20 protein-coding genes are annotated in these 20,447 nt (G+C 40.2%); 14 read left to right on the forward strand and 6 right to left on the reverse strand.

The genetic code is table 11. The annotated features are described in order from the left end of the window. Nucleotides 1-2: 2 nt before the first annotated feature. The 3 genes from KP803_RS11720 to KP803_RS11730 all read left to right on the forward strand — a co-directional run bounded on the left by KP803_RS11720 (nt 3) and on the right by KP803_RS11730 (nt 4,858). Nucleotides 3-1,286 carry an ABC transporter permease gene (locus tag KP803_RS11720; RefSeq protein WP_248009017.1) on the forward strand — a complete coding sequence of 428 codons (1,284 nt, stop codon included), beginning with the start codon at nt 3-5 and terminating at the stop codon, nt 1,284-1,286. Nucleotides 1,287-1,305: 19 nt separating this feature from the next. Next, nucleotides 1,306-1,995 carry an ABC transporter ATP-binding protein gene (locus KP803_RS11725; protein ID WP_427916949.1) on the forward strand — a complete coding sequence of 230 codons (690 nt, stop codon included), beginning with the start codon at nt 1,306-1,308 and terminating at the stop codon, nt 1,993-1,995. An 814-nt stretch (nt 1,996-2,809) separates the two neighbouring features. Beyond that, nucleotides 2,810-4,858, forward strand: a complete 2,049-nt coding sequence (locus KP803_RS11730) for a type I restriction-modification system subunit M (RefSeq protein WP_248009019.1) — start codon at nt 2,810-2,812, stop codon at nt 4,856-4,858. Nucleotides 4,859-5,140: 282 nt separating this feature from the next. On the opposite strand, the gene KP803_RS11735 is transcribed toward KP803_RS11730, so the two are convergent. Both KP803_RS11735 and KP803_RS11740 read right to left on the reverse strand, forming a co-directional pair. Then, entirely contained in the window at nt 5,141-5,518 is a 378-nt protein-coding gene (locus KP803_RS11735; protein WP_248009020.1) for a hypothetical protein, read from the reverse strand. A gap of 209 nt (nt 5,519-5,727) precedes the next feature. Then, nucleotides 5,728-6,891: a YcaO-like family protein gene (locus KP803_RS11740; RefSeq protein ID WP_248009021.1), complete on the reverse strand. Its 1,164-nt coding sequence runs from the start codon at nt 6,889-6,891 to the stop codon at nt 5,728-5,730. 438 nt (nt 6,892-7,329) lie between these two features. Between KP803_RS11740 and KP803_RS11745 the strand changes: the two genes are divergently transcribed. Next, complete coding sequence (locus tag KP803_RS11745; RefSeq protein ID WP_248009022.1) at nt 7,330-8,184, forward strand: hypothetical protein; 855 nt, start codon at nt 7,330-7,332, stop codon at nt 8,182-8,184. 93 nt (nt 8,185-8,277) lie between these two features. On the opposite strand, the gene KP803_RS11750 is transcribed toward KP803_RS11745, so the two are convergent. Together KP803_RS11750 and KP803_RS11755 are read right to left on the reverse strand one after the other, a co-directional pair. Further along, nucleotides 8,278-8,745 carry a hypothetical protein gene (locus tag KP803_RS11750; RefSeq protein WP_248009023.1) on the reverse strand — a complete coding sequence of 156 codons (468 nt, stop codon included), beginning with the start codon at nt 8,743-8,745 and terminating at the stop codon, nt 8,278-8,280. Then, nucleotides 8,738-9,385, reverse strand: a complete 648-nt coding sequence (locus KP803_RS11755) for a winged helix-turn-helix domain-containing protein (protein WP_248009024.1) — start codon at nt 9,383-9,385, stop codon at nt 8,738-8,740. Before KP803_RS11755 ends, KP803_RS11750 begins: the two co-directional genes overlap by 8 nt. Before the next feature lie 673 nt (nt 9,386-10,058). Here KP803_RS11755 and KP803_RS11760 point away from each other — a divergent pair. The 6 genes from KP803_RS11760 to KP803_RS11785 all read left to right on the forward strand — a co-directional run bounded on the left by KP803_RS11760 (nt 10,059) and on the right by KP803_RS11785 (nt 15,326). Beyond that, nucleotides 10,059-11,507 (forward strand): tryptophanase, encoded by a 1,449-nt coding sequence (locus tag KP803_RS11760; protein ID WP_248009025.1) that lies wholly within the window; start codon nt 10,059-10,061, stop codon nt 11,505-11,507. Nucleotides 11,508-11,978: 471 nt separating this feature from the next. Then, entirely contained in the window at nt 11,979-12,356 is a 378-nt protein-coding gene (locus tag KP803_RS11765) for a hypothetical protein (RefSeq protein ID WP_248009026.1), read from the forward strand. Nucleotides 12,357-12,491: 135 nt separating this feature from the next. Then, on the forward strand, nt 12,492-13,340 hold the full coding sequence (locus KP803_RS11770) for a fructose 1,6-bisphosphatase (protein WP_248009027.1): 849 nt from the start codon (nt 12,492-12,494) through the stop codon (nt 13,338-13,340). Between the two features lie 161 nt (nt 13,341-13,501). Beyond that, complete coding sequence (locus KP803_RS11775) at nt 13,502-14,107, forward strand: hypothetical protein (protein WP_248009028.1); 606 nt, start codon at nt 13,502-13,504, stop codon at nt 14,105-14,107. A gap of 184 nt (nt 14,108-14,291) precedes the next feature. Beyond that, the gene (locus tag KP803_RS11780; RefSeq protein WP_248009029.1) at nt 14,292-14,765 is read left to right on the forward strand and encodes a sensor protein; all 474 of its coding nucleotides are present in this window, start codon (nt 14,292-14,294) and stop codon (nt 14,763-14,765) included. A gap of 120 nt (nt 14,766-14,885) precedes the next feature. Continuing rightward, nucleotides 14,886-15,326 (forward strand): hypothetical protein, encoded by a 441-nt coding sequence (locus KP803_RS11785; protein WP_248009030.1) that lies wholly within the window; start codon nt 14,886-14,888, stop codon nt 15,324-15,326. Between the two features lie 660 nt (nt 15,327-15,986). Here KP803_RS11785 and KP803_RS11790 read toward each other — a convergent pair. Further along, complete coding sequence (locus KP803_RS11790) at nt 15,987-16,565, reverse strand: hypothetical protein (protein WP_248009031.1); 579 nt, start codon at nt 16,563-16,565, stop codon at nt 15,987-15,989. 247 nt (nt 16,566-16,812) lie between these two features. Between KP803_RS11790 and KP803_RS11795 the strand changes: the two genes are divergently transcribed. The 4 genes from KP803_RS11795 to KP803_RS11810 all read left to right on the forward strand — a co-directional run bounded on the left by KP803_RS11795 (nt 16,813) and on the right by KP803_RS11810 (nt 19,439). After that, on the forward strand, nt 16,813-17,292 hold the full coding sequence (locus KP803_RS11795) for a hypothetical protein (RefSeq protein WP_248009032.1): 480 nt from the start codon (nt 16,813-16,815) through the stop codon (nt 17,290-17,292). 151 nt (nt 17,293-17,443) lie between these two features. Continuing rightward, nucleotides 17,444-18,085 carry a T3SS effector IpaJ family cysteine protease gene (locus KP803_RS11800; RefSeq protein WP_248009033.1) on the forward strand — a complete coding sequence of 214 codons (642 nt, stop codon included), beginning with the start codon at nt 17,444-17,446 and terminating at the stop codon, nt 18,083-18,085. 203 nt (nt 18,086-18,288) lie between these two features. Continuing rightward, nucleotides 18,289-18,543 carry a hypothetical protein gene (locus KP803_RS11805; protein ID WP_248009034.1) on the forward strand — a complete coding sequence of 85 codons (255 nt, stop codon included), beginning with the start codon at nt 18,289-18,291 and terminating at the stop codon, nt 18,541-18,543. A gap of 185 nt (nt 18,544-18,728) precedes the next feature. Then, nucleotides 18,729-19,439 carry an HAD family hydrolase gene (locus KP803_RS11810; protein WP_248009035.1) on the forward strand — a complete coding sequence of 237 codons (711 nt, stop codon included), beginning with the start codon at nt 18,729-18,731 and terminating at the stop codon, nt 19,437-19,439. A gap of 253 nt (nt 19,440-19,692) precedes the next feature. Here KP803_RS11810 and KP803_RS11815 read toward each other — a convergent pair whose 3' ends face one another. Then, nucleotides 19,693-20,286, reverse strand: coding sequence for a hypothetical protein (locus tag KP803_RS11815; protein ID WP_248009036.1), 594 nt, complete (start codon nt 20,284-20,286; stop codon nt 19,693-19,695). Nucleotides 20,287-20,447 lie beyond the last annotated feature (161 nt).

The raw sequence follows: 20,447 nt of genomic DNA on the forward strand, positions 1-20,447 counted from the left end.
TCATGTTGTTACCAATGAGACAAATATTTCAAGAGATGGCCGCAGAAAAACTTCGTTTGGGATTGACCATTGTTGCTGTCACATGGGCGACACTGTGTATCGCAGCCATGTTGGCGGTGGGCGAAGGCATTCTCCAGGGCGTAATGAGAACGGCGAAAAATGGGAACGGTAACCTGATTCATTTGAGCGCTGGCCGGATAAGCGTCGATTATAGCGCGTTTTACGCAGGCAAATTAATGACCTTAAAATTGGACGATACGGAAGTGATTCAAGCTCTCCCTGAAGTGAAAAGCGTTTCACCAACGGCAAGGTGGACGGAGCGTATTACCCATGGTGACCGCAGCGCATGGCATGAACCATTGGCCGTGACAACAGAATATGCCTCCATGACGAATCTAGTCCCAATGGAGGGGGGGCGCTGGCTAAACCCGTTTGACCAAAAGCACAGACGCAAAGTCGTTGTATTGGGTTACACGTTGGCTGCAAACTTGTTCAACTCTTCCAATGAGTTCTCATGGTCTGCTCCAGAGGTATTACAAAGCGACCCTGTTGGAAAAACGATAAAGATTGGCAGTGAAGCGTTCACTGTGATTGGCGTGTTAAAAAAAAACAGTGCTCGAGTCGAGCTGGGCGAACAGATCAATTATTCCAGCTTTGTGCCATTAACAACGTGGAAGCGTTTTTATCTCAATGGTGAAATCGAAGGCATTAATGTCGAGCCACAAGCGAGCGCAGACCGAAAAAAACTTGCAGCCACTATTCGCCAAATCATGGCTCGTAAATATGGCGTCAGCAGCAGTGATACTCAGGCGGTGCAAATTATAGATATGCTCCTACGCCAAAAAAGCATGCAGCAATTCTTGATTGGCTTACAAAGCTTCCTTGGCATCATTGGTTTTGTCACGCTTGCTGTAGCGGGGGTCGGGATTGCTAATGTGATGTATGCCACTGTGAAGCGATCTACCCGAGACATAGGCGTGCGAATGGCCGTCGGTGCGACTCCTACCGCCATTCGTCTGCACTATTTAGTGCAATCTTTGATGACCATGATGTTAGGCGGCGTATTGGGTTTGGGCGTCACTTATGCGCTTGTATCGGTAATAGGCGCGATAAGTCTAGAAGGAAACAAGCTCTATGAGGAATTAGGCAAACCAGTCCCTGAACTGTCTTGGGGCGTTGTTGCAATTGTGATTTCCACCTTAGTGATCGTTGGCGTCGTATCTGCTTGGCTGCCAGCGCACCGAGCCGCAAAAGTGAGCCCATTGGAGGCATTACAAAGTGAATAGCAAAAACTCTGGAAAGCACATATCGTGTAAGCCGCTTGTTGAGCTCACCAATATATGTAAATACTATTCAAGCGGAGAAACGGAAGTACGCGCATTAGATGGCGTTGACTTAACCATTAAACAAGGTGAATTTCTGGCCATTCTTGGTCCCTCGGGCTCAGGAAAATCGACATTGATGAACATGCTTGGCTGTCTAGATAAACCGACCGACGGACAATACCAACTTGGTGGTCAAAATGTGGCGATCCAAAGTGCAAATGAGTTAGCAAGGATTCGAAACCAGAAGGTAGGGTTTGTATTCCAGAGTTTTAATTTACTGGAATACGCGACTGCATTGGATAATGTCGCATTGCCTTTGGTGTATTCGGGTATCAAAGCGAAAGAGCGTCGCCAACGTGCAGCCAAATTATTAGAGCAAGTAGGGTTAGGTGACCGCTTAAACCACAAACCAAATCAACTCTCAGGCGGCCAAAAGCAACGAGTCGCCATAGCTAGAGCTCTCGTCAACGATCCCGAGATCATCCTAGCTGATGAGCCAACAGGAGCGCTAGATTCAAAATCTGGTGCGGGGGTTTTAGCTTTGTTTAATCAACTCCACTGCGAAGGCAGAACTCTTATCATCGTTACCCACGATAACGCCTTAGCAGACCATACCAAGCGTATTATCACGATTAAAGACGGCATGGTGGTTTCGGATACCGAGAGGTAGTCGCGACGTTCACTAAGTTGTTATAAACGGTTTACCGTGATCGATGAGCGATATCAAGTGCCAACCACAACGTAAAAAGCGTACTGAGCGAAATAGGAAGCCCTAGCGCTTCCAGTTACTTCTATTCGCGTCGTCACGTTAATTAATGAGCTTGCCCAATGATCATCAACAGCCAAGTCAGGGGGCACAAAAGCCGCTCTCGCTATCTAATGATGACCATTGCTAATGGGATTGATAAAATTGAATCAAGAAGTTCTGATTCAATAATTGTTGAGTTCAGAAATGAGAGGAATAAAGAGGCTACAGAACGCTCTATTGGGGGAACGCTCTGTAGCCAAACACAGCAAGTAGTCGAAGGAGACCAGAATGTAACAGCACTTCCTTGCGCGGTATTATACTGTTATTGCTGCGTACAACCATGAATAAACAAACGGTGGGAATGTCGTTGGGCAGAACGACACAGGCTAGGCTGTACCCGCTCATTTAATCACACCGCCAACGATGACAGGTATTAAAGGGTGGGTGTAGTAATTAATGGGTAATTAATGGCAACACTCAGAAAACACGCTAACTACCCAGCATAACAAATGCTGCTGAATGTCTACTTTGAAAATTAGACTCAATTGACCGGATAAAAATGAAATTGAAGACGGAAAGCGGCGGTTTTATCAAGGCATAATTTATTCATAACTAATTACCCATCCTTAGACGCTGAGGCTAACCTATTTGCTCATTAAAGGTAATGACAAGGTTATTTTTATGAGTATGAAGACGTTTGATATAGAGGTCGACGGATTACCGTTGATGAGCGCCTATGAAAATTGAAAGCCAATTCGCTGCACGAGCTGCCTTTCTATGGTCGGTCGCCGATCTTCTTCGCGGTGACTTCAAGCAATCTCAATACGGTCGAATCATTCTTCCTTTCACACTATTAAGACGGTTAGAGTGTGTACTTGAAGCCAATAAGCCCGACGTCCTTAGTAAGTATGACGACATAAAAGAAATGCCGTTTGAAGCACAAAACAAACTGCTGACGCACATCGCCAAGTTAAGCTTTTACAACACCTCTCAAATGGATCTAAATCGGCTCGGTGAAACTGGGGTGGCCAGCAACCTTGAACATTATATTCAATCTTTTAGCCCAAACGTCCGCGAGATCTTCGATCACTTCGATTTCTGTAACACCATCGACAAACTTGAAAAAGCGGATCTGCTATATAAAGTCGCCAAACGTTTTGCAACCGCAGACCTTCACCCAAAAGCCCTTAACAACCACGGCATGGGGCTTATATTTGAAGAGCTCATCAGGCGCGTTGCTGAAAGATCAAATGACACCGCGAGGGAGCACTTCACACCCAGAGACATTGTTGATCTCACGACCTCGTTACTGTTTGCTAATGAAGAAGCATTAAATAACTCTGGGTTGGTGCGGTCAATTTACGACCCAACCGCCGGTACAGGCGGTTTCTTATCATCAAGTATGGAATACGTTCTTCAATTTAATAGAAATGCTGAGCTCTCGGCGTTTGGTCAAGAACTCAACCCTGAATCGTATGCGATCTGTAAAGCCGACATGCTCATCAAAGGCCAAAATATCGACAACATAAAACTGGGAAATACCTTATCAAACGATCAACTGCGTACAGAGAAGTTTGATTATATGCTGTCGAATCCACCGTTAGGGGTGGGCTGGAAAAAAATTCAAAAGTGCATTTACGACGAACACAAAGAGAAAGGCTTTGGAGGACGTTTTGGTGCGGGGTTGCCCCGTGTGTCAGACGGTTCATTGCTGTTTTTGATGCACCTGGTGAGTAAAATGCGTCCTCGTTCGAATAAAATTAGCCGAAACGATAGTGGTTCACGCATTGGCATTATTTTGAATGGATCTCCGTTGTTTACCGGTGGCGCAGGTAGTGGAGAGAGTGAGATTAGGCGTTACATTCTTGAAAATGATCTTCTTGAAACAATCGTCGCACTGCCAGCTGACATCTTCTACAACACGGGCATTGCTACCTATGTGTGGCTTTTATCTAGCCATAAAGCAGCAAACAGAAAGGGCAAAGTTCAGCTTATAAACGCAACTAAAGAGCACGCTAAAAAAGGCGGTCGTACTTCTTTTCAAAACACAGACGTTGATGATGAAGTAAAAGATGAACACGTATTTTATCAAGCGATGCGCAAATCGTTGGGCTGTAAGCGTCGGGAACTCACCGAGGACGGCATAGAAATCATTGTGAACACCTACGGTCACTTTATTGAAAATGACGTCAGCAAGATCGTCGATTATCGAGCGTTTGGTTACCGAAGAATCACAGTAGATCGCCCATTAAAATTGGCGATTTACCCAAAGGATGAGAGTCGACTCATTGCATTGCAAGCCGATAAAACCTGGCTTAAATTAGCGAGTTCAGTTCAAAGCAATATTAAGGCGGCTTTAAGTTGCATTGAGAAAGAAAAACAGAACTCGCGTGACACGTTTCTGACTTCATTAAACTTGATCATCACCGGTATTTTTGGGGGTACAAAGTTAACAGCGGCGCAGCAAAAGTTGATTGTAAAACACCTTGGGGAACACGATGATGAGGCCGAAGTGTGTTTGCATGAATCAGGAAAAGCAAAAGGCACACCAGAGGCCAACCCAGCGCTTCGTGATTATGAAAACGTTCCACTCACGCAAACCGTCGGGAACTACTTTGTACGTGAAGTGTTACCGCGCGTGTCAGACGCCTGGATTGACATCAATAAGAAAGACCCACTCGATGGGGCAGTCGGAATTGTTGGTTACGAGATCGATTTTAACCATTTTGATAGTAAGGAAATAAAGTCGTTGAGGCCTCGAAACCGCCGCCGTCGCTTCTGCTGATAAAGCACAGTGCAGGTACCGCACCAAAAGATCCGAAAACAGAGCAACTTAAAGCAATGATAGAACGGATGACCGATCTGTTTTAATGAGGCCTTATCAGGTAATGAAACGATTGATGTCCAATGAAGAGGTGGCAAAAGGCTTTGCGGGTATAATGTTTGATGTATTAATAAAAGAGGTACAACGCTCATTTGCCAACCCGTGTTAAAAAGACCAAGTATGTAGGCTCATCTAATTTTCATAGTATTCCTTTTCCGTACTGTGATTTCCCAATGAGTCGTATTACATGATTAACCGCTGAAATACATCGAGTCGTCTGTGTGGTCCATAGCTGTTTTCACCAGGCATATAATAATTTGCTTTATCTGGATTCGGTTTTGGCAAATATTTTATTGGTACAATTTCATATTCGTCATTGGTTATCCTCTGTATATAGCAATCGTTGATTTCTGGCTGTAATTTATCCCCCTCTTCAATATTCATTGTTTTCAGTAACGTTTCTTTACATGGTAGTGCAAAATTTAGTGATTCTTCGTCAGTTCCAATGTCGGGGATTTTTCCATCTAGGAAGTATGTGCCATTGAAAATATAGATATGGCCATCTTCATCGATCATTTCATAACTGTCCGGGTCTTGATGCAGTTGTGAAATGTCGATCATTATGGGTTCTCCAAGGTGATTATATACATCGTTAGCGACAGCTAGGGACGAGTTAACTCCAATAATGACTGTAAGTATATAACGCGATCTTGCAGTGTTTGTTAGCATATATGTGCTCCTTTCGTTGTGGTTATTTTTAATAGCAAAATACATATTGTTAATAATTAATGTATCGTGGTGAAATTAGTGAATGATAGTTCTGAGTTTTATTATCTTAAAGGTATGACCCACTTACCTTTGTCAATGATATTGAATCGCTCTAATCCGGGGATATAAACGGAAACAAACCATATATTCTTTGTTTGGAATGCGGTGCGAAATAATAGAGATGAACGATTTTTATTTATCGCTATATTTAATTTTTTGTAATGGTAATAAAAGCTGTGTAAGTCAGGCCTAAGAGCGGTTAGATCCTTAATTGGCAGATCGTTAAAGTTTGAAAGTTTGACCAATCTACTTAGTTTCTCAACACTATTTAAAAAGTTTGCGGATTGGATATCTTTTTCATGCTTAATCGGGTTAAAGAATTCGACGGTTTGAACCAGTTCAAACCATGCGCGTTCTATAGCGTGGTATTTAGAGTATGAAACGCCTGACGAGCGTAATGTCATAGGGCTGATATCTGATTCTAGGATACAAGCACAAAAATAAGACCCGAGCTCAGTAGTCGACATAATCAGTGTGACCTTATCAAGGTCTATTGTTGATAACGGATTCATCTCTAATATCGATGAAGGTATCGATACCCGATAGAACGAACCAGTATATTGAGAATGACTAATATACAGCTTATAAAGTTCACTCATATGATGTTTTTCAACAAGCTCGTTCGCACCATGCAAAATGGCTTCTTCGAATGTTGAGCCAGAGGCCCAGCCACTACTCGATGAGTAAGCCTTAAGAAATTGAAATGCATCAGTTTCTATAAGAGGTTCAGTGTGAAAGGGGTTGACAAGCACTTCTGGAACTAGGTAAGTGTGTGTGTTAGTGAGAGAATAATAACGCGAGTATTTCAAGGGGCCGTCGTCATATTCCGTTAAGATATTCCCGAACAAGCATGCACAGTGTCTCTCTTCTGATATTAGCCAATGCCTTAGATATCGGACTGATGTGTCTGATGAAATGAACTGATATTGCAGCAGCATCTGTTCGAGTGCCTTGTAATATGCGCCGACAACTGACCAAGGTCCTTTACCTGCGCCTGTCGTTAAGTATTCGCCTTTGTTGTTTGATAGTTCAACGGATGCGACTAAGCCATTTTGACTCGTCTTGACAGAGGAATGAATATTGTATTTTTTCAGCCAATCTGTAATGTTTTTCAGTGATTCATTCACATCTATTTGACGTTCCGATGGGACTGCGTATGTGTACATCATCCACTCCGTATTTCTTATTTTAATAAGGCTATGAACTTTATTTACATGACTGTTATGGTGTTGGTTCCGTAACAGGTTATTCACCTAAGTTAGAATTAGTTCGTTTTTTAAAACATAATTCAACTTTATCGCTATTTATCGCTAGGGGTTCTGTGCCTTTACTGCATGATTTTTAACCTATATAACCACGTATGTTCATTCGTAAGGAGTAATTAATAGATTATTTAATGTCTATGATGGTTATTTATTTTCGTACGTAGTAATCGTCGTTATGTCATTGGTTTTGGTTTGAATAGGGTGAAATTTATTGATGTGTATCCAACGTGGATGGTTCGTATTAATTATTATAAATAGCTGGTCTTTGTTCTATTTCTACATAATGTTGACTCGTTATCGATCATTAATGAAAAGAATAAAGACAATAGAGGGGAAATAATGAAATCACTCGGAAAACCATTAGTAATGTCATTAATGTGTTGGGCAACCGAACCAGTCGCAGATGATCGTACAAATGATTTGGCTACGTTTGAATCTGAAAACACCATTGTATGCATTCCACCCCTAAATATGTCAGAAGGAGACACTTATCGATGTGGAGCAAGTATTACAATGTCTCAAGGATTCAGATGTACGATTGATTCAATGGATAGTGACCGCCGATGCGGTGTCATTAAACTTGGGATTGTATCCAAAATGGGGGCGGCAGATGAATTTGATTGGGAAGCGGAGATTAGGCAAATATTTGAGACGTATGGTGATGAAATTAGACAGCGACTCGTGACGCTACAAAATACGTTTAATCGAGACCACGCTAACGTGTACTTTAACAAAGAACCAATGTTACAGCATAAAGTCATACGCGATAACAATAACCCAAGGGCTAAGAATGCGATTTTTTTTAGCGAGGTTTCAACGACAAGGGGGGATAAAAGAAGTGAAAAGCTCACTGTTCGGGTTATGGACTATTCAGCAATCATCAAACAACCGATAGCTATCTACAGCGTTCATGAAGAAGTGGTGACTAGGGCTGAAGGTGGGGTATACGATTATGTATCAACTCTAGATGCGGGTAATGGTGCTTTAGTTGTCGATCATGATAGACGTATTCTTATAAAGGGTGGCAAAGAGCAGTACTTCAGTATGTTGATGCTGATTACAAGTTATGATCGCTTTGGTGATTGGACCATAGGGGCAAATACAAACATGGAAAGTGCCGATCTTGTTCGCATGGATTCTAAGGTTCAGGGTCTTGTGTCATGCAGGGCTGTAAATAACGATGATATTATATAGTCACTGATCATTTGGCGATCAATAAGTTATTAAAAAATTCAACCATTACCCAGCCATACTTAGGTAATGGTTTAGCAAATATTTTTCGAGGAATTACAGGCTATTTATGTACTCACTAAGGCTCGTAATACCGTGTACTTTACCGACATAAACAGTCGGGGTAGTGTAATTCTCCCAAAGGTATACTTGGTCACCCACTCGATCAATTTTTGTGAAGCGGGCAAACAATTTTTCGTTGAGCAAGTTTTCGACATTGACATGATTGTTATCCTCGAGGTTGCCTACGACAAGCTCTCTAGTTTCAAATATCCGTATCCATTGGCTCCCAAACATCAACTGATAAGAATTAATACGCCATTGGGAAATAATATTGCCCTGATCGTCTTCCTGAGTATGTAGCGCGGAGACATAACCACGGTTAGCGGCAATCGTAGCGTGACGATGCTTCAGATTGATCTTTATTTCAAAATTGCTCACATAGCCACCGAACGCACCAAAAAGAAAAACAGAAAACATCAATACCAATAAGGTGAGTGAGAACCGTGTTCGAAAGTCATTCATTATTTTCCACCTTAATCCAGTTTTGACCACTTAAATAGAAAGTGTCATTAGGTTGGGCTGATAATGTGCTAGGTATTGCAATTGATTGGTGTTTTTCCCTTGAGTTATAACATACGTTGACCATGTCAATAACCGTACACTGGGTAGTTACCCAGGACGTACTTACAAACAATATACATAAAACAGTCATGCTTAATACGGCATAGAAAATGACTATGCTAAATGCATAAGACAACTGGTATTTTTTTACTCCCTTCTGAGGTGTGTCGTCCATTGAAGGGGTGACACGTAGCTCGATCGGCGGGATCTCTAGTTTATAACCGATCCGTGGAACATTCGTAATCTCCACCTCAGCCAGTTTAAGAATTTTTCGAATGTTAGTCATTGCAACGGGGAGTGAATTAGAACCGATTATATCGGGTCGCCCCCAACCTGCGATGATCAAGTCATGCTTACTGACTATGTTTCCGTTGTGTTCATACAAACAGCGTAAAATTGCACTTTCGGGCTGCGTCAGTGAAAATGACTTTCCATTCTGAAGCCGGATTTCGGAGGTCGAGTCGTCTTTTACAAGAATGCATTTACCTAGCCGGTATTGGGTTTGTTGATCAATGTCTTCTTGGCTGTCTGTCATAACCATGGTCACTTATTATTCCGTTATTAGTTAGTGTAGCAAGTGTCATTGTAGGGAAGCAGCTCTGTTTCTTGTCCAATAATAAAAGAAGAAATGAGCGTTGTTTGTTCAGTGTTCCTTACACAGGATTTTACATATAAGTAACATGTTAATTTCAGGTAGGAGTGATAATTAATGGTTATTTATATTTTCAATCTTACAAGTCATTGTATATTAAAGGTTTATTTTCCATGGGTACTTTGTGGTTGGCGATTTTCTTGCTAGTGATTTAATCGTATTTGGACTCGAAAACACCGTTTTAAGTGACGTAATTGTGTTTAATTGGTCTAAATCGTGATTCCAAGTTTTGTTGAGTTTGTGCTTTAGAGCATTACGAATATAAGAAGACGTTCATAATATGGCTCTGTGATAACCGGCTAATTTCCAATGTAATGAACGATGTTTTTACTCCCGTTTATTTTTGGTCATGGTCATCCTTGTTGGATCGAGTGCTATAATTAATGAATAAATTAAGGTTGGATTTTTGAATAGAAAGCTATGGTATTTGTTCTTTTGGAATAATCAGCATGTGTTTAGGTGCGGTTACCATAAAGCTAAAATTAGGCATGAAACCGATATAAATACTTGTATTTGAGCGGTAGTTCATGAACTTCATAATTCAATCAGTAAGGTCTACTATATGAAAGCAGAACTATATGATCCGATGTTAAGCGATTCTATTCATTTACCCGAACCATTTAGAATCCGAGTCATTGAACCTATTACTCGAATTTCTAAAACGGATCGAGTAAGGGCATTGGAACAAGCTGGTCTAAATACGCTTTTGTTGGACAGTAAAGATGTCTATATCGACTGTTTGACGGATAGTGGGACGGGTGCGGTTACTCAATCAATGCAAGCGGCGATGCTACTCGGTGACGAAGCATATAGTGGCAGTAAAAGCTTTCGAAAACTGGAGTCAGTTGTCACTAATATTTTTGGTTATGCTTTGACGATTCCTACTCATCAGGGAAGGGGCGCAGAGCAATTGTATGTTCCTAACTTGATCAAATACAGAGAAACTCACCACGGTTTAGATAAAAGTAAGATGGTAGTGATCTCAAACTTTTTCTTCGACACCACGCAGGCTCATGCGCAAATAAATGGCTGCACGATTAAAAATACCCCATCTGACCAAGCATTTGACACTAGCGTAGATGGCCTATTTAAAGGCAACTTTGATCTAGAAAGACTTCGCGATACCATCGAAACGCATGGCCCCCACAATATCCCGTACATTGTTAGTACGATCACATGCAATTCAATCGGTGGACAACCCGTATCCATGGCTAACCTTAAAGGTGTGTACACCATAGCAAAAGAATATGAGATCCCCGTTGTCCTTGATTGTGCCCGCTTTGCTGAAAATGCGTATTTTATCCAACAGCGAGAGCCTGGGTATGAAAATGTAAGTATTGAGGCGATTACTAAAGAGATGTTTGAATACGCTGATTTAATGTCTATGTCGGCAAAAAAAGATGCAATGGTACCTATGGGCGGTTTACTGAGTTTCAAAAATCGTCAATATGAGGACGTCTTTAAAGACTGCCAAAACTTATGTGTGGTTTTGGAGGGTTTTCCAACTTATGGCGGACTAGAAGGCGGCGCAATGGAAAGGTTGGCTGTTGGACTGTATGAATCGATGCGACAAGAATGGCTTGAATATAGAGTAAAACAGATCGAATACTTAGTTGAAGGGTTAGAAAAGATAGGGGTTGTCTGTCAGCAACCCGGTGGCCATGCTGCATTTGTAGACGCTGGAAGATTACTGCCTCATATTCCCCCGACACAATTTCCCGGAATGGCGTTAGCCAATGAACTGTATTTAATTGCTGGAATTCGAACGCCAGAAATTGGTTCATTGCTACTCGGGCGTGATCCAAAAACAGGAGTGCAACTGCCGTGTCCTGCTGAGTTATTACGTATCACGATCCCAAGAGCGACTTACACTCAGTCTCATATGGATTATATCATTAAGGCTTTTTCTATAGTGAAGGAAAACGCAAGCCAAATAAGAGGGTTAGCTTTTTCTTATGAGCCGCCTGTGTTGAGGCATTTCAATGCGAGATTTACGCAAGTAGACATGTAACAACACGATAACTACAAATGCTATGCAAGCCTGTAGAGCGATTAATAGATCGCGTGGGTAACGAAAGTAAAAAAGAAATGTTTCTGTGTTACTACTCGGCCCAACCTATTGATAATCGCATATTCACTTCGTTTGTATACACCAATGAAAAGCGGGCTGTATTGTATCCCCATCCAATACAGCCCTGATCTGCACCATCAATACTGAACACCAACCTAAGCGACTTTCCATACCCATCGTTATTTATGAGTCGCGAAACTTCTATTTTCCAAAACTCATTTCCATCCATCTTCGCCTTCGCCAGTTCTGGCTTGCCCCATTTAGTGACTAATTATTAAACATAAATTATTTGTTTCGCGTATGGCATGGGCATAGGTTAGCGGTGTAACAAGCGGTTAGGTGTTCAACAAACGTCGCGCTGTAAAGTAAGCAAGCACACCTAAATAAGCGTTATGTGAATTGGAGGTATTAATGAAACGATTGTATCTTTGGCTAGCTATTTTTCTGTCTCTCCCTAGTGCTGCTGAAACCATTACGTTTAATGGTGAAAATGTTCAATTTTCTATAAGACAAGCTAACTATTATCAGGTTAATGACAAGCTTAGCGTCGACATAGAGATAGAATTAGTAAACAAGCGCCTTCCATCAAAAGAAGAGATAGCTGCGGTTAGCGAAGTTGTACTAGTTAATTATCCAAAGGCAAAGATGACTTGGGTGGGGTACTTTTTACCAGGTATGCCTTCGAATGCTGGCTATTATGCTACCGACTATCGTGCACCAGATCCTGAGGGCGTGAAAATCCTTGATTTTATGTTGTTCAATACCCCGTATGAGGATTTAGTTGAGTAATTCACATCGCTTGGAGCTCTCACTTTTAGCCAGTTTAGCGTTTATGGCACAATGCGTTAGGTAGGGTGGTTGCGTTTTCAGACCTTAATGTGGCGTTTCAGAACTACGAAAAAATTATAATAATAAGGAATCTATATGAGTGAAATGCAGTTTAAAATTGATGGTGAAAAATTGGATCATGGTGTTCCAATTCATATTGCTGTCGCTGCATTGGATCAATTTCAACGCATCGTAGATAAATCTTATTTAGGAATTACTGGCTCAAAGCGGATAACTGCAAAAGAACGTGAAAAGTATTTTTTACAAGCAACAGAATTTCGACATGGTTCTTTTCTTACTTATTTTGATATTGCTTTACAAGGTGTGCAACTTGGTCTTCCTCTTGTCTCGGCTTATGGACCGCAAAACTTATGGGACGCAACAAAAGATACATTTAAATTTTTAAAAACAGTTTGTAGTGCTGTCCAAAAAGGCCAGCAGCCGACATATGAATTCAATAATGATGGAGATGTAAAGGTTACAATTGGTAATGAAGTTCATAATTATCATGGGACAGTAATACAGATCGGTAAGCTAGCCTTATCTAACTATCAAGAACTAGCTCATATGCTTGGAACTGACAAGTTAAATGAAATTTCTGCAGGTGAAGTAAAATCCAAAGAAATGGACATCTATTTAGGCGTTGATGATGCTAAGCAATTTGATGTGCCTACAATGATTCAAAAAGACACTATTGAATTAGAATGTGAAGTTTTTGATTTTAATAAATATAAAAATTCAGGGAAACTAGCTGTTTCGAATATAGAGCAATCAATTCCAGGTGGCGAGTATAATTTCGCAATATTTGGTAATCAGGATAATGTGGATTATATCTATTCAATGCTTAAACCAGTAGTAGTTTTAAATTGTTTGGTAGAGTTGGCTATTAGCCCTTTTAGTGGAGAGGAAATACACCTTTTACACGTGATAGGTATTAGCTCATAAAAACACACCAAAAAGATTTTTACATTCGTGATTCTAGATTTCTTTGGATTTACCGTAGTAAATAGCAAGTTCAAAATTTATCTTCGTGGGAGAAAACGTGTTATTCAGGCGCTATTCCTTCGTGTCCTTTTCGAAAATGTAGTATAGGAATAATTGTAATAATGAAAACAAAGTTAGTTATCTTGGTAACAGCATTATTAGCATCTCATTCGGTATCGGCAGCGTTTAAGTCGAACAACTGGAGTGATGAAATGAACGATGTAAAAGTGTATGAGCAATATACTTCTAATCGTGGTAGCTCTATTGGGTTCAGGTGTGATGTTCAAAAAGGCAAATATAAAGACTTTATGCTGACTTTCGCAAGCAAGGAAAATGTAGCAACACCAAGTAATGGTAGAGTCGCAATTAAAATGCGTGTTGATGATGGTGAAGTCTACAATTTAAAAGGAAAAACATTTTCGAATTCATATAAGAGCGGAGTTATTAAGAGCTTTCCTGAGTCGTTATTAAATAGCATTCGAAGTGGCAACAAGCTGCTTGTTAACATCCATGTGTATAATCAACTAAAAATGAACCAAAGCTTTAGTTTGTCTGGATCTGCTAAGGCATTGAAGGAGACTGCTGATAGATGTGATTTCGTGGTAAATAGCAACCCTGATTTAGATCGAAAAATTAAAGAAATTGAGCGTAAGAGAGACAAGGAAATTAAAGAGATAACTAGCAAGTACGAAAACGAAATTCAAACACTTAAGTCTAGCTACAAGTAACGGTATAACAATAAATTTAAGAGTTATTCACAACGCTTAGTGCCTTAATTTCAAGCTAACTTAGTGTTCGTTGCGCAATGGTGTAGGTCAGGTGCAAGTGTTGTTTACACCTTAGCTTGCCGTTAACTGTGTTTGTAACTTTAAGCTCTACTCGGCGTTATTGATTGTTAAAGGTAATGTTTTGATGAAAAATTGTTTTGTCTTTTTACTTCTGTTTTTATCTGGTTGTGCCGCTAAACATATGCCTTATTCCGCCAAGCTAGAGCTAAGTGGAGAAGCCGCTGTAAAAATCATTGAGCAGGTTGTTATGGAACAGCCTTTAAATTACAGACCTGAAGACATAGTTGTCACCGATTCGTATATTGGTTTATCTGACGGTTTAAAAACCAGTAGTCACACTATGAGCAATATTAATGAGGATTCAGGCATGGTGTTATCTTCTTTAAAAATAGAAGCATCTGACATTAGCTCAAGATACTATTTCAATTCCATATCTGCCTTGGAACTTTTCAGTAAGAGCGATTGGTATATCGTTCAAATGAAAAACGATGAAAATCTCGTGGTAAAACTTTTTTATACAAGAAGTTTAAGCAAAGCAGAGCGCCTGATTGACGCAATCAGCTATATGATAATTTCAGCTAAACCATTTGGTTCTTAGTCATACGGCTAATAAAGTGATTTGTGTGACGCTGTAACTGGTGGCATTTTTGCTTCGAAAAAAGTATATACCAAGGTTTCGTACGAGTTAGCTAAGCGTTATACGTTTGAGGAAAAACATATGAAGTTTATCTCTAGTCTTAGTTTGTTTGTGCTGGTGGTGCCTCTAAGTAGCCATGCTGTTCTTTATTCAGCGGAGCAGCTTTATACGGTCAATCAGGACTATGCGAAATGCTTGGATGTCACGTTAGGTAATTTTAAATCAGATGGACAAGCCCAAAAGGCAATGTCCAAGTTTTACAGAGAAATTACAGCGAATACGGACAAAATCCTAGAGTTGCAGCTTCAAGCTAATGATGAGGTGATGCAAACGTTTTTAGAAATGCTGCAAGACCGTCAGATATTGTTAGGCTATATGGTCGCTAAAATGTCTGAACCCGACAAAGCATTCGAAGTTGAAAAAGATGAGCAAAAAAAGGCATTTTATTTCGATTGGAAGCTAGTTAATCAAGAGTTGTGGAGAACGAATGGGTGTAATGCTATTTATCGCTCACTTGATTAAATTCTAATGCTTCTCTATCAGCCGGTTCTACCTATCAGCTGGTGGTTGGTATTTGCGGTGAGTGGCATAGCGGCATTGCGGATCCAAGTATTAGTTTTCGCGGCTAGTTTGTAGAAACGCCTGCACGGGCTTCTGTATTAACTAATTTGGCGTTCGTCTGGCTAGCATTGATTGAGTGGTTTCAAAGGCGAATGTACAGTCCATTCGAATAGGTAGCAATGGCACTTGTAGTTGTAGCAATGATGTTAATGAGACTGAATCACGAGAAGTCGAATAAAAAATGAGGAGGACAGCGTATTGATACCAAGGTTTTTTAAGACTGTTACGCTGGAATAAGTTAACGCTTATGCTCAATCTTAGCTTGAACAGTTACTTGTAGTGATGGGTGAAAGTGGTTTCTATGTTAGAGGTTTTCTGATGGGACATGAAATACGAAAATTCCCCAAAGCTTCTTAGATTGCAAGAACTGATACGTTTTTGTAACTCAAAATTAAACAAATACAGCTATTAAAAAGTTCCTAGCTTACTAGACGGACTTTTTCCGTAATCCTCTACTCAATCTTGAAATAAAGCATTGATATATCTTGAGTTGCATATAATCTTTTAGCAAGATAGACGGAAAGATAAAAATGGAATTATTCCGTCTAATAAGCGTTAGATTTATTCGCCAAAATGGTGCTTAACTTCAGGGTATTTAGATAACGTTTTTTGCTTGTAACGTAATACATAGTTGGTCAATAGTTTTGCTGACACTGCATTAAACTCTTCTATTTCGAGCATGATTTTCTCGGCTTCCCCAACTAGAATTTGGTTATTAATAATGAAAGAGTGGTGAATTTGGGTTGTTTGATCTTGTGTGTAAGGTATCAGAGCTTTAACATCGAAGGACAATCTAGCCTCAATATGTGCAACACATAGATTGTTGTCTAGCTTTTGAGTGAACAAATTTACGCCGTACCGTCCATATGCATTATAGCTGCTAGCTTCTTGAAGCGAAATATCGAAATATTGGTGCTTGTCTATTGCTTCCACGCCTCTACTATTGATTTCAGAGAGAAGGGCGTTGTCGAATTCCTTCTCAGACAAACTCAAGCAACTTGAACCATGATGATAACTTGCAACATATATGTTTTTTAATGTTCCAACTAAAGGCTCTATTCCAGTTGCATGGCTTTGTAGCGAAACACCCATAAGGCAAGCGATGAATATGGTGAAAAAGGTACGTACAGGTATACTCATAATTGGGAATAACTCATTATTTCTATTTAGGAAACACAGTTTAGGTGAAGCTTGCCTCTTATGCTTAACAACTAAACAATTATGTGAGCAAATTAGGCAATTTAATCTAACAATAAATTTAAGAGTGATTCACAACGCTCGGCGCTTTCACTTCAAGCCAGTTTAGTGATTATGGCACAATGGTTTAGGTAAGGTGGTAGCGTTGTTCACACCTTAATTTGGCGTTAGAAATTACAAGGAATGTATCGTGCGTAAAAATAAGGTCTTTTGGGGCTTGTCTGCCCTTTGTCTGAGTATGCCCATTACAGCGAGTAGCGCTGATAAATTGCTATTAGAAGCGAACTCAAAGTTAGCATTATCGTATTCACCTTATCGCCTTGCTGAAGTTGAAACTACCGATTCAAAGTCGGTATTTAGCCAAATAATGGCAGGAACTCCTGGGCAAACAATTGCAGTAGCAGACAAACTTGTACTGAAAGATGTACTTGATAGTTTTCATCAAATGTGTGGCTATAAGCCAAGTCAAGTGACTGGCATAAATGTAGTCTCACATGACTACCCTGAGTTTTATGAAGTGTGGGAGTTTGATGACAATGACTCACATATGGACAACGGAAAGTCAGCGCTATCATTGGTTTTAAAGGCTTTACCCAATAATGGTGGAACAGATATAGACATTTATGGGGATTGCCACCCAAAACCACTGAGTTTCACGAACCTAAAGTAATTTCTAACAATAAATTTAAGAGTGATTCACAACGCTTGGCGCTTTCACTTCAAGCCAGTTTAGTGTTTATGGCACAATGGGTTAGCTAAGGTGTTAGCGTTGTTCACACCTTAATTTGGCGTTATGTGTTCATATGGATTTCGAGGGTGTTATGAGTATATTTCCAAAGATGAGGCAGCCAGAAGGAAGTCTGTATTGCGGGGCTTATTGTATTGTTGCGTGTTTAAAAAGCTTGAATAAGCTGCCTCTTACGTCGTCTTTTGAGCTACATAAGTATGACGCTAAAGAGGTTGCATTTACGGGCTCTGCTATTGAAATTAGTGATTCAAAGGAATTAAAAGACTTCGCTTTGGAACTCTATAAAGTCACGGGAATAATTACTCCCGGCGAGAACCCTGATTACATAGAACATTCTGGCTATAATTCATTAGGAGCTATGCTGTATGTTCTTCGTCAATTTGGTCTGGAGTGTGAGGTTATTATTCGAGATGAGCAAACGAATGAATATTTGCGTCGGGCTTTCCCTATCGAATTTGAACTAATTGAAAAATTAGGTGTTTCTACAAAAATGTTGTCGTTAGGCAAGTCTACACCAGACAAAACAATGTTGATATCAGTTATCTCGGTGAATGATTCGCTACATTACATACTCAACGATGCGCAAGGTTACTGGTTTGACTCAGATATTGCTGGTACTAGCGCTGAGTGGGATTTCATTGAGAATTGGCACTCTACAGCTAATAAGCGTGAAGGCGCATCTTGGCTAGGGGTATCAATTAGAGTCAAATATTGAACACATAATAAATTGCTTAAGAATGCCGGCTAACCTTTGGCATTTTGGGTTCAGTTGGGTTTAGTGTTTACGGTGGCTTTGCTTCGGTTCAGTGGTTTAGCCGCACCTTAGCAAGGCGTATATGATTATCTGTAATAACGTATATTCCTAATTATCGATAGGAATACTCTAAGATAAGACTTCCATCTTTTTAGGGTGTAGTTATGGGTAAGTCTTGGGTTTTAATTGGTGTTGCATTTATTGGGTACTATTCTTTCGGTAAGTTTAATGACCATATGAATAACGTAGTTCTAGCTTCGTCAAATGACTATCTTCAAAAGCTTCACCAGCATGTAATGTGCGATAACAAGCCAGATTTAACATTTTTTGAGTCTTTAACTTCAACCAAAGCTAGTTGGGCTTTGAGGGAACGAGGTCGTGTTGATTTAGCAATGGAAGTATCGATGAGTTGTAAGTAACAACATAACAATAAATTTATGCAGATTCACAACGCTTGGTACTTTTGGTTTGAATCAACTTTAGTGTTTACAGCACAATGCATTAGTTAGGTGGCAGCGTTTCTCACTACCTAATTTGGCGTATGCTTCTTCGAAAAATTAGTGAAATTGTATGCTTAAACGTTATTCAGAATATAGAGGTAAAAATGAAACTAGATGCAATACTGTGGGACTATGATGGAACTCTTGTAAATTCCGTACCAAAGAATATTGATATCACAAAGTCTATCCTATCTATCGTTGCGCCACGCTTAACGGGTGAGAATTTACCGAAGTATTTACACGATGAGGATTCGTACCATGAAGCGAATCATGGTGCTAAAAATTGGCAAGAGCTTTACGTTGATTATTACGGCTTAACTCATGATGAAATGATTATAGCTGGGAGTTTGTGGGCTGAGCATCAAGAGAAAAATAAAACAGAGGTAGCATTGTTTGATGGAATCAAGACTGTGGTAGATAAATTTTCTCTACTACCTCATGGTATTTGCTCTCAGAACTCACAAAACAACATTCGCCGTGTATTGAAAAGCAATGGTATAGATACTCCATTTAAGGCAATTGTCGGCTATGATGATGTGTCAAATGGTAATCAAAAACCTCATGCCTTTGGGGGTATTAAGTGTGTTGAGTCAATATTTGGTCACACGGACAGCGAATTGCTCATGTATATCGGCGACCACGAAGCAGATACTAAGTTTGCCCGCAATTTGGAAATGACTCTTGGTGGTAAAACTAAGGTAATTGCCGTTGCTGCGGGTTACAGTCGTTCTGAGCCAGAGCTATGGGAGTCTCAGCCTGATTACACCGCACATACTGTAGAAGATCTCTTGAGTATTATCGGAAAATACGCATAACGAACGTTTAAGGTTAAAGATACTTTATTTAATTTGAACGAAGTGCTTTTTAGCCCAACATACTTAAAACGTTTGTGTCCATCTTCGAGCTAGCTGGCATAGCGAGCTCAGGTTTTCCCTATTCTGAGCCAGTGCGAAATTGAATTTGATTTCAAATTCTTCATTTAGGCTTACTTTTAACTAATGACATAGTGCTTCTGTTAAGAGCTTCATAAGGTTCGACGGAGGCCTATTCACTTGGTGAGTTAAGAGTTTAGCCAGTAATCTTGTTGTCGTTGTCGTTGTCGTTAATGAGATGTCGCTTCTCTAACCCCAAAGCGACCAGATGATGAAATACTGTTTGCTTCCCTCCTATTGCTGAAAGCATCGTTTCTCTCATTGTCTTCACTATCACGCACCGGGTTTCGCCCCCCTCAGTGTTAGCGTAAGACTCGCGAAACTGTTGAGACGCCATTTTGCTCTGTTTGAGCAAAGAAAACGTTGTCCCTATGATGTTAAAAAACTCGGCGCGTTTAATGTGGCTGAAGGTGTCTACACCGCAACAGGTTAATCGTTGATGAGAAGTTGATGCATGGGCAGTTTGCCGATCAAAGGCGTTAATGAGTGCACTGGCAGCATCGACACTTTTTTCCCATTCGCATCGAATAGTTTCATTCGTTAAAGATTGGGTAGAAATGCCATACCTTCGGTGCTCTGCTACCCCAGCTCGTACAAGTTGCCTTATTTGATTTTGACTCAGCGCGAACTCCCTTAAGTCAAAATTACAATAAGATCTAGGAAATTGATTGGCGGATTGCAAGATCGCCAGAGCCAAAGGCGTTCTCAACTGAGGCCACATCTTTCCCATAAATAAATACTCACTGAACAAATATCTCGGCATCATAAGCGTATTGTCGTCAAAAATATTTAGGACAATTTAAGCTGAAATAATCCGTCTAACTTACTAATTAATAATAAATTAATAAATGTGAATTTGGTGTCGAGGTAACATTGAGGCGACTGTTTAGC

The organism is Vibrio amylolyticus (assembly GCF_023145695.1).
In the GTDB taxonomy this organism is placed as follows: Bacteria; Pseudomonadota; Gammaproteobacteria; order Enterobacterales; family Vibrionaceae; genus Vibrio; species Vibrio amylolyticus.

Coding starts and splice junctions, on each gene's coding strand:
- KP803_RS11750 (WP_248009023.1), bottom strand. CDS start 8,745: ATGAATGACTTTCGAACACGGTTCTCACTCACCTTATTGGTATTGATG.
- KP803_RS11815 (WP_248009036.1), bottom strand. CDS start 20,286: ATGGGAAAGATGTGGCCTCAGTTGAGAACGCCTTTGGCTCTGGCGATC.
- KP803_RS11765 (WP_248009026.1), top strand. CDS start 11,979: ATGAAACGATTGTATCTTTGGCTAGCTATTTTTCTGTCTCTCCCTAGT.
- KP803_RS11770 (WP_248009027.1), top strand. CDS start 12,492: ATGAGTGAAATGCAGTTTAAAATTGATGGTGAAAAATTGGATCATGGT.
- KP803_RS11810 (WP_248009035.1), top strand. CDS start 18,729: ATGAAACTAGATGCAATACTGTGGGACTATGATGGAACTCTTGTAAAT.
- KP803_RS11720 (WP_248009017.1), top strand. CDS start 3: ATGTTGTTACCAATGAGACAAATATTTCAAGAGATGGCCGCAGAAAAA.
- KP803_RS11730 (WP_248009019.1), top strand. CDS start 2,810: ATGAAAATTGAAAGCCAATTCGCTGCACGAGCTGCCTTTCTATGGTCG.
- KP803_RS11785 (WP_248009030.1), top strand. CDS start 14,886: ATGAAGTTTATCTCTAGTCTTAGTTTGTTTGTGCTGGTGGTGCCTCTA.
- KP803_RS11745 (WP_248009022.1), top strand. CDS start 7,330: ATGAAATCACTCGGAAAACCATTAGTAATGTCATTAATGTGTTGGGCA.
- KP803_RS11775 (WP_248009028.1), top strand. CDS start 13,502: ATGAAAACAAAGTTAGTTATCTTGGTAACAGCATTATTAGCATCTCAT.
- KP803_RS11780 (WP_248009029.1), top strand. CDS start 14,292: ATGAAAAATTGTTTTGTCTTTTTACTTCTGTTTTTATCTGGTTGTGCC.
- KP803_RS11805 (WP_248009034.1), top strand. CDS start 18,289: ATGGGTAAGTCTTGGGTTTTAATTGGTGTTGCATTTATTGGGTACTAT.
- KP803_RS11790 (WP_248009031.1), bottom strand. CDS start 16,565: ATGAGTATACCTGTACGTACCTTTTTCACCATATTCATCGCTTGCCTT.
- KP803_RS11740 (WP_248009021.1), bottom strand. CDS start 6,891: ATGTACACATACGCAGTCCCATCGGAACGTCAAATAGATGTGAATGAA.
- KP803_RS11735 (WP_248009020.1), bottom strand. CDS start 5,518: ATGATCGACATTTCACAACTGCATCAAGACCCGGACAGTTATGAAATG.
- KP803_RS11800 (WP_248009033.1), top strand. CDS start 17,444: ATGAGTATATTTCCAAAGATGAGGCAGCCAGAAGGAAGTCTGTATTGC.
- KP803_RS11760 (WP_248009025.1), top strand. CDS start 10,059: ATGAAAGCAGAACTATATGATCCGATGTTAAGCGATTCTATTCATTTA.
- KP803_RS11755 (WP_248009024.1), bottom strand. CDS start 9,385: ATGGTTATGACAGACAGCCAAGAAGACATTGATCAACAAACCCAATAC.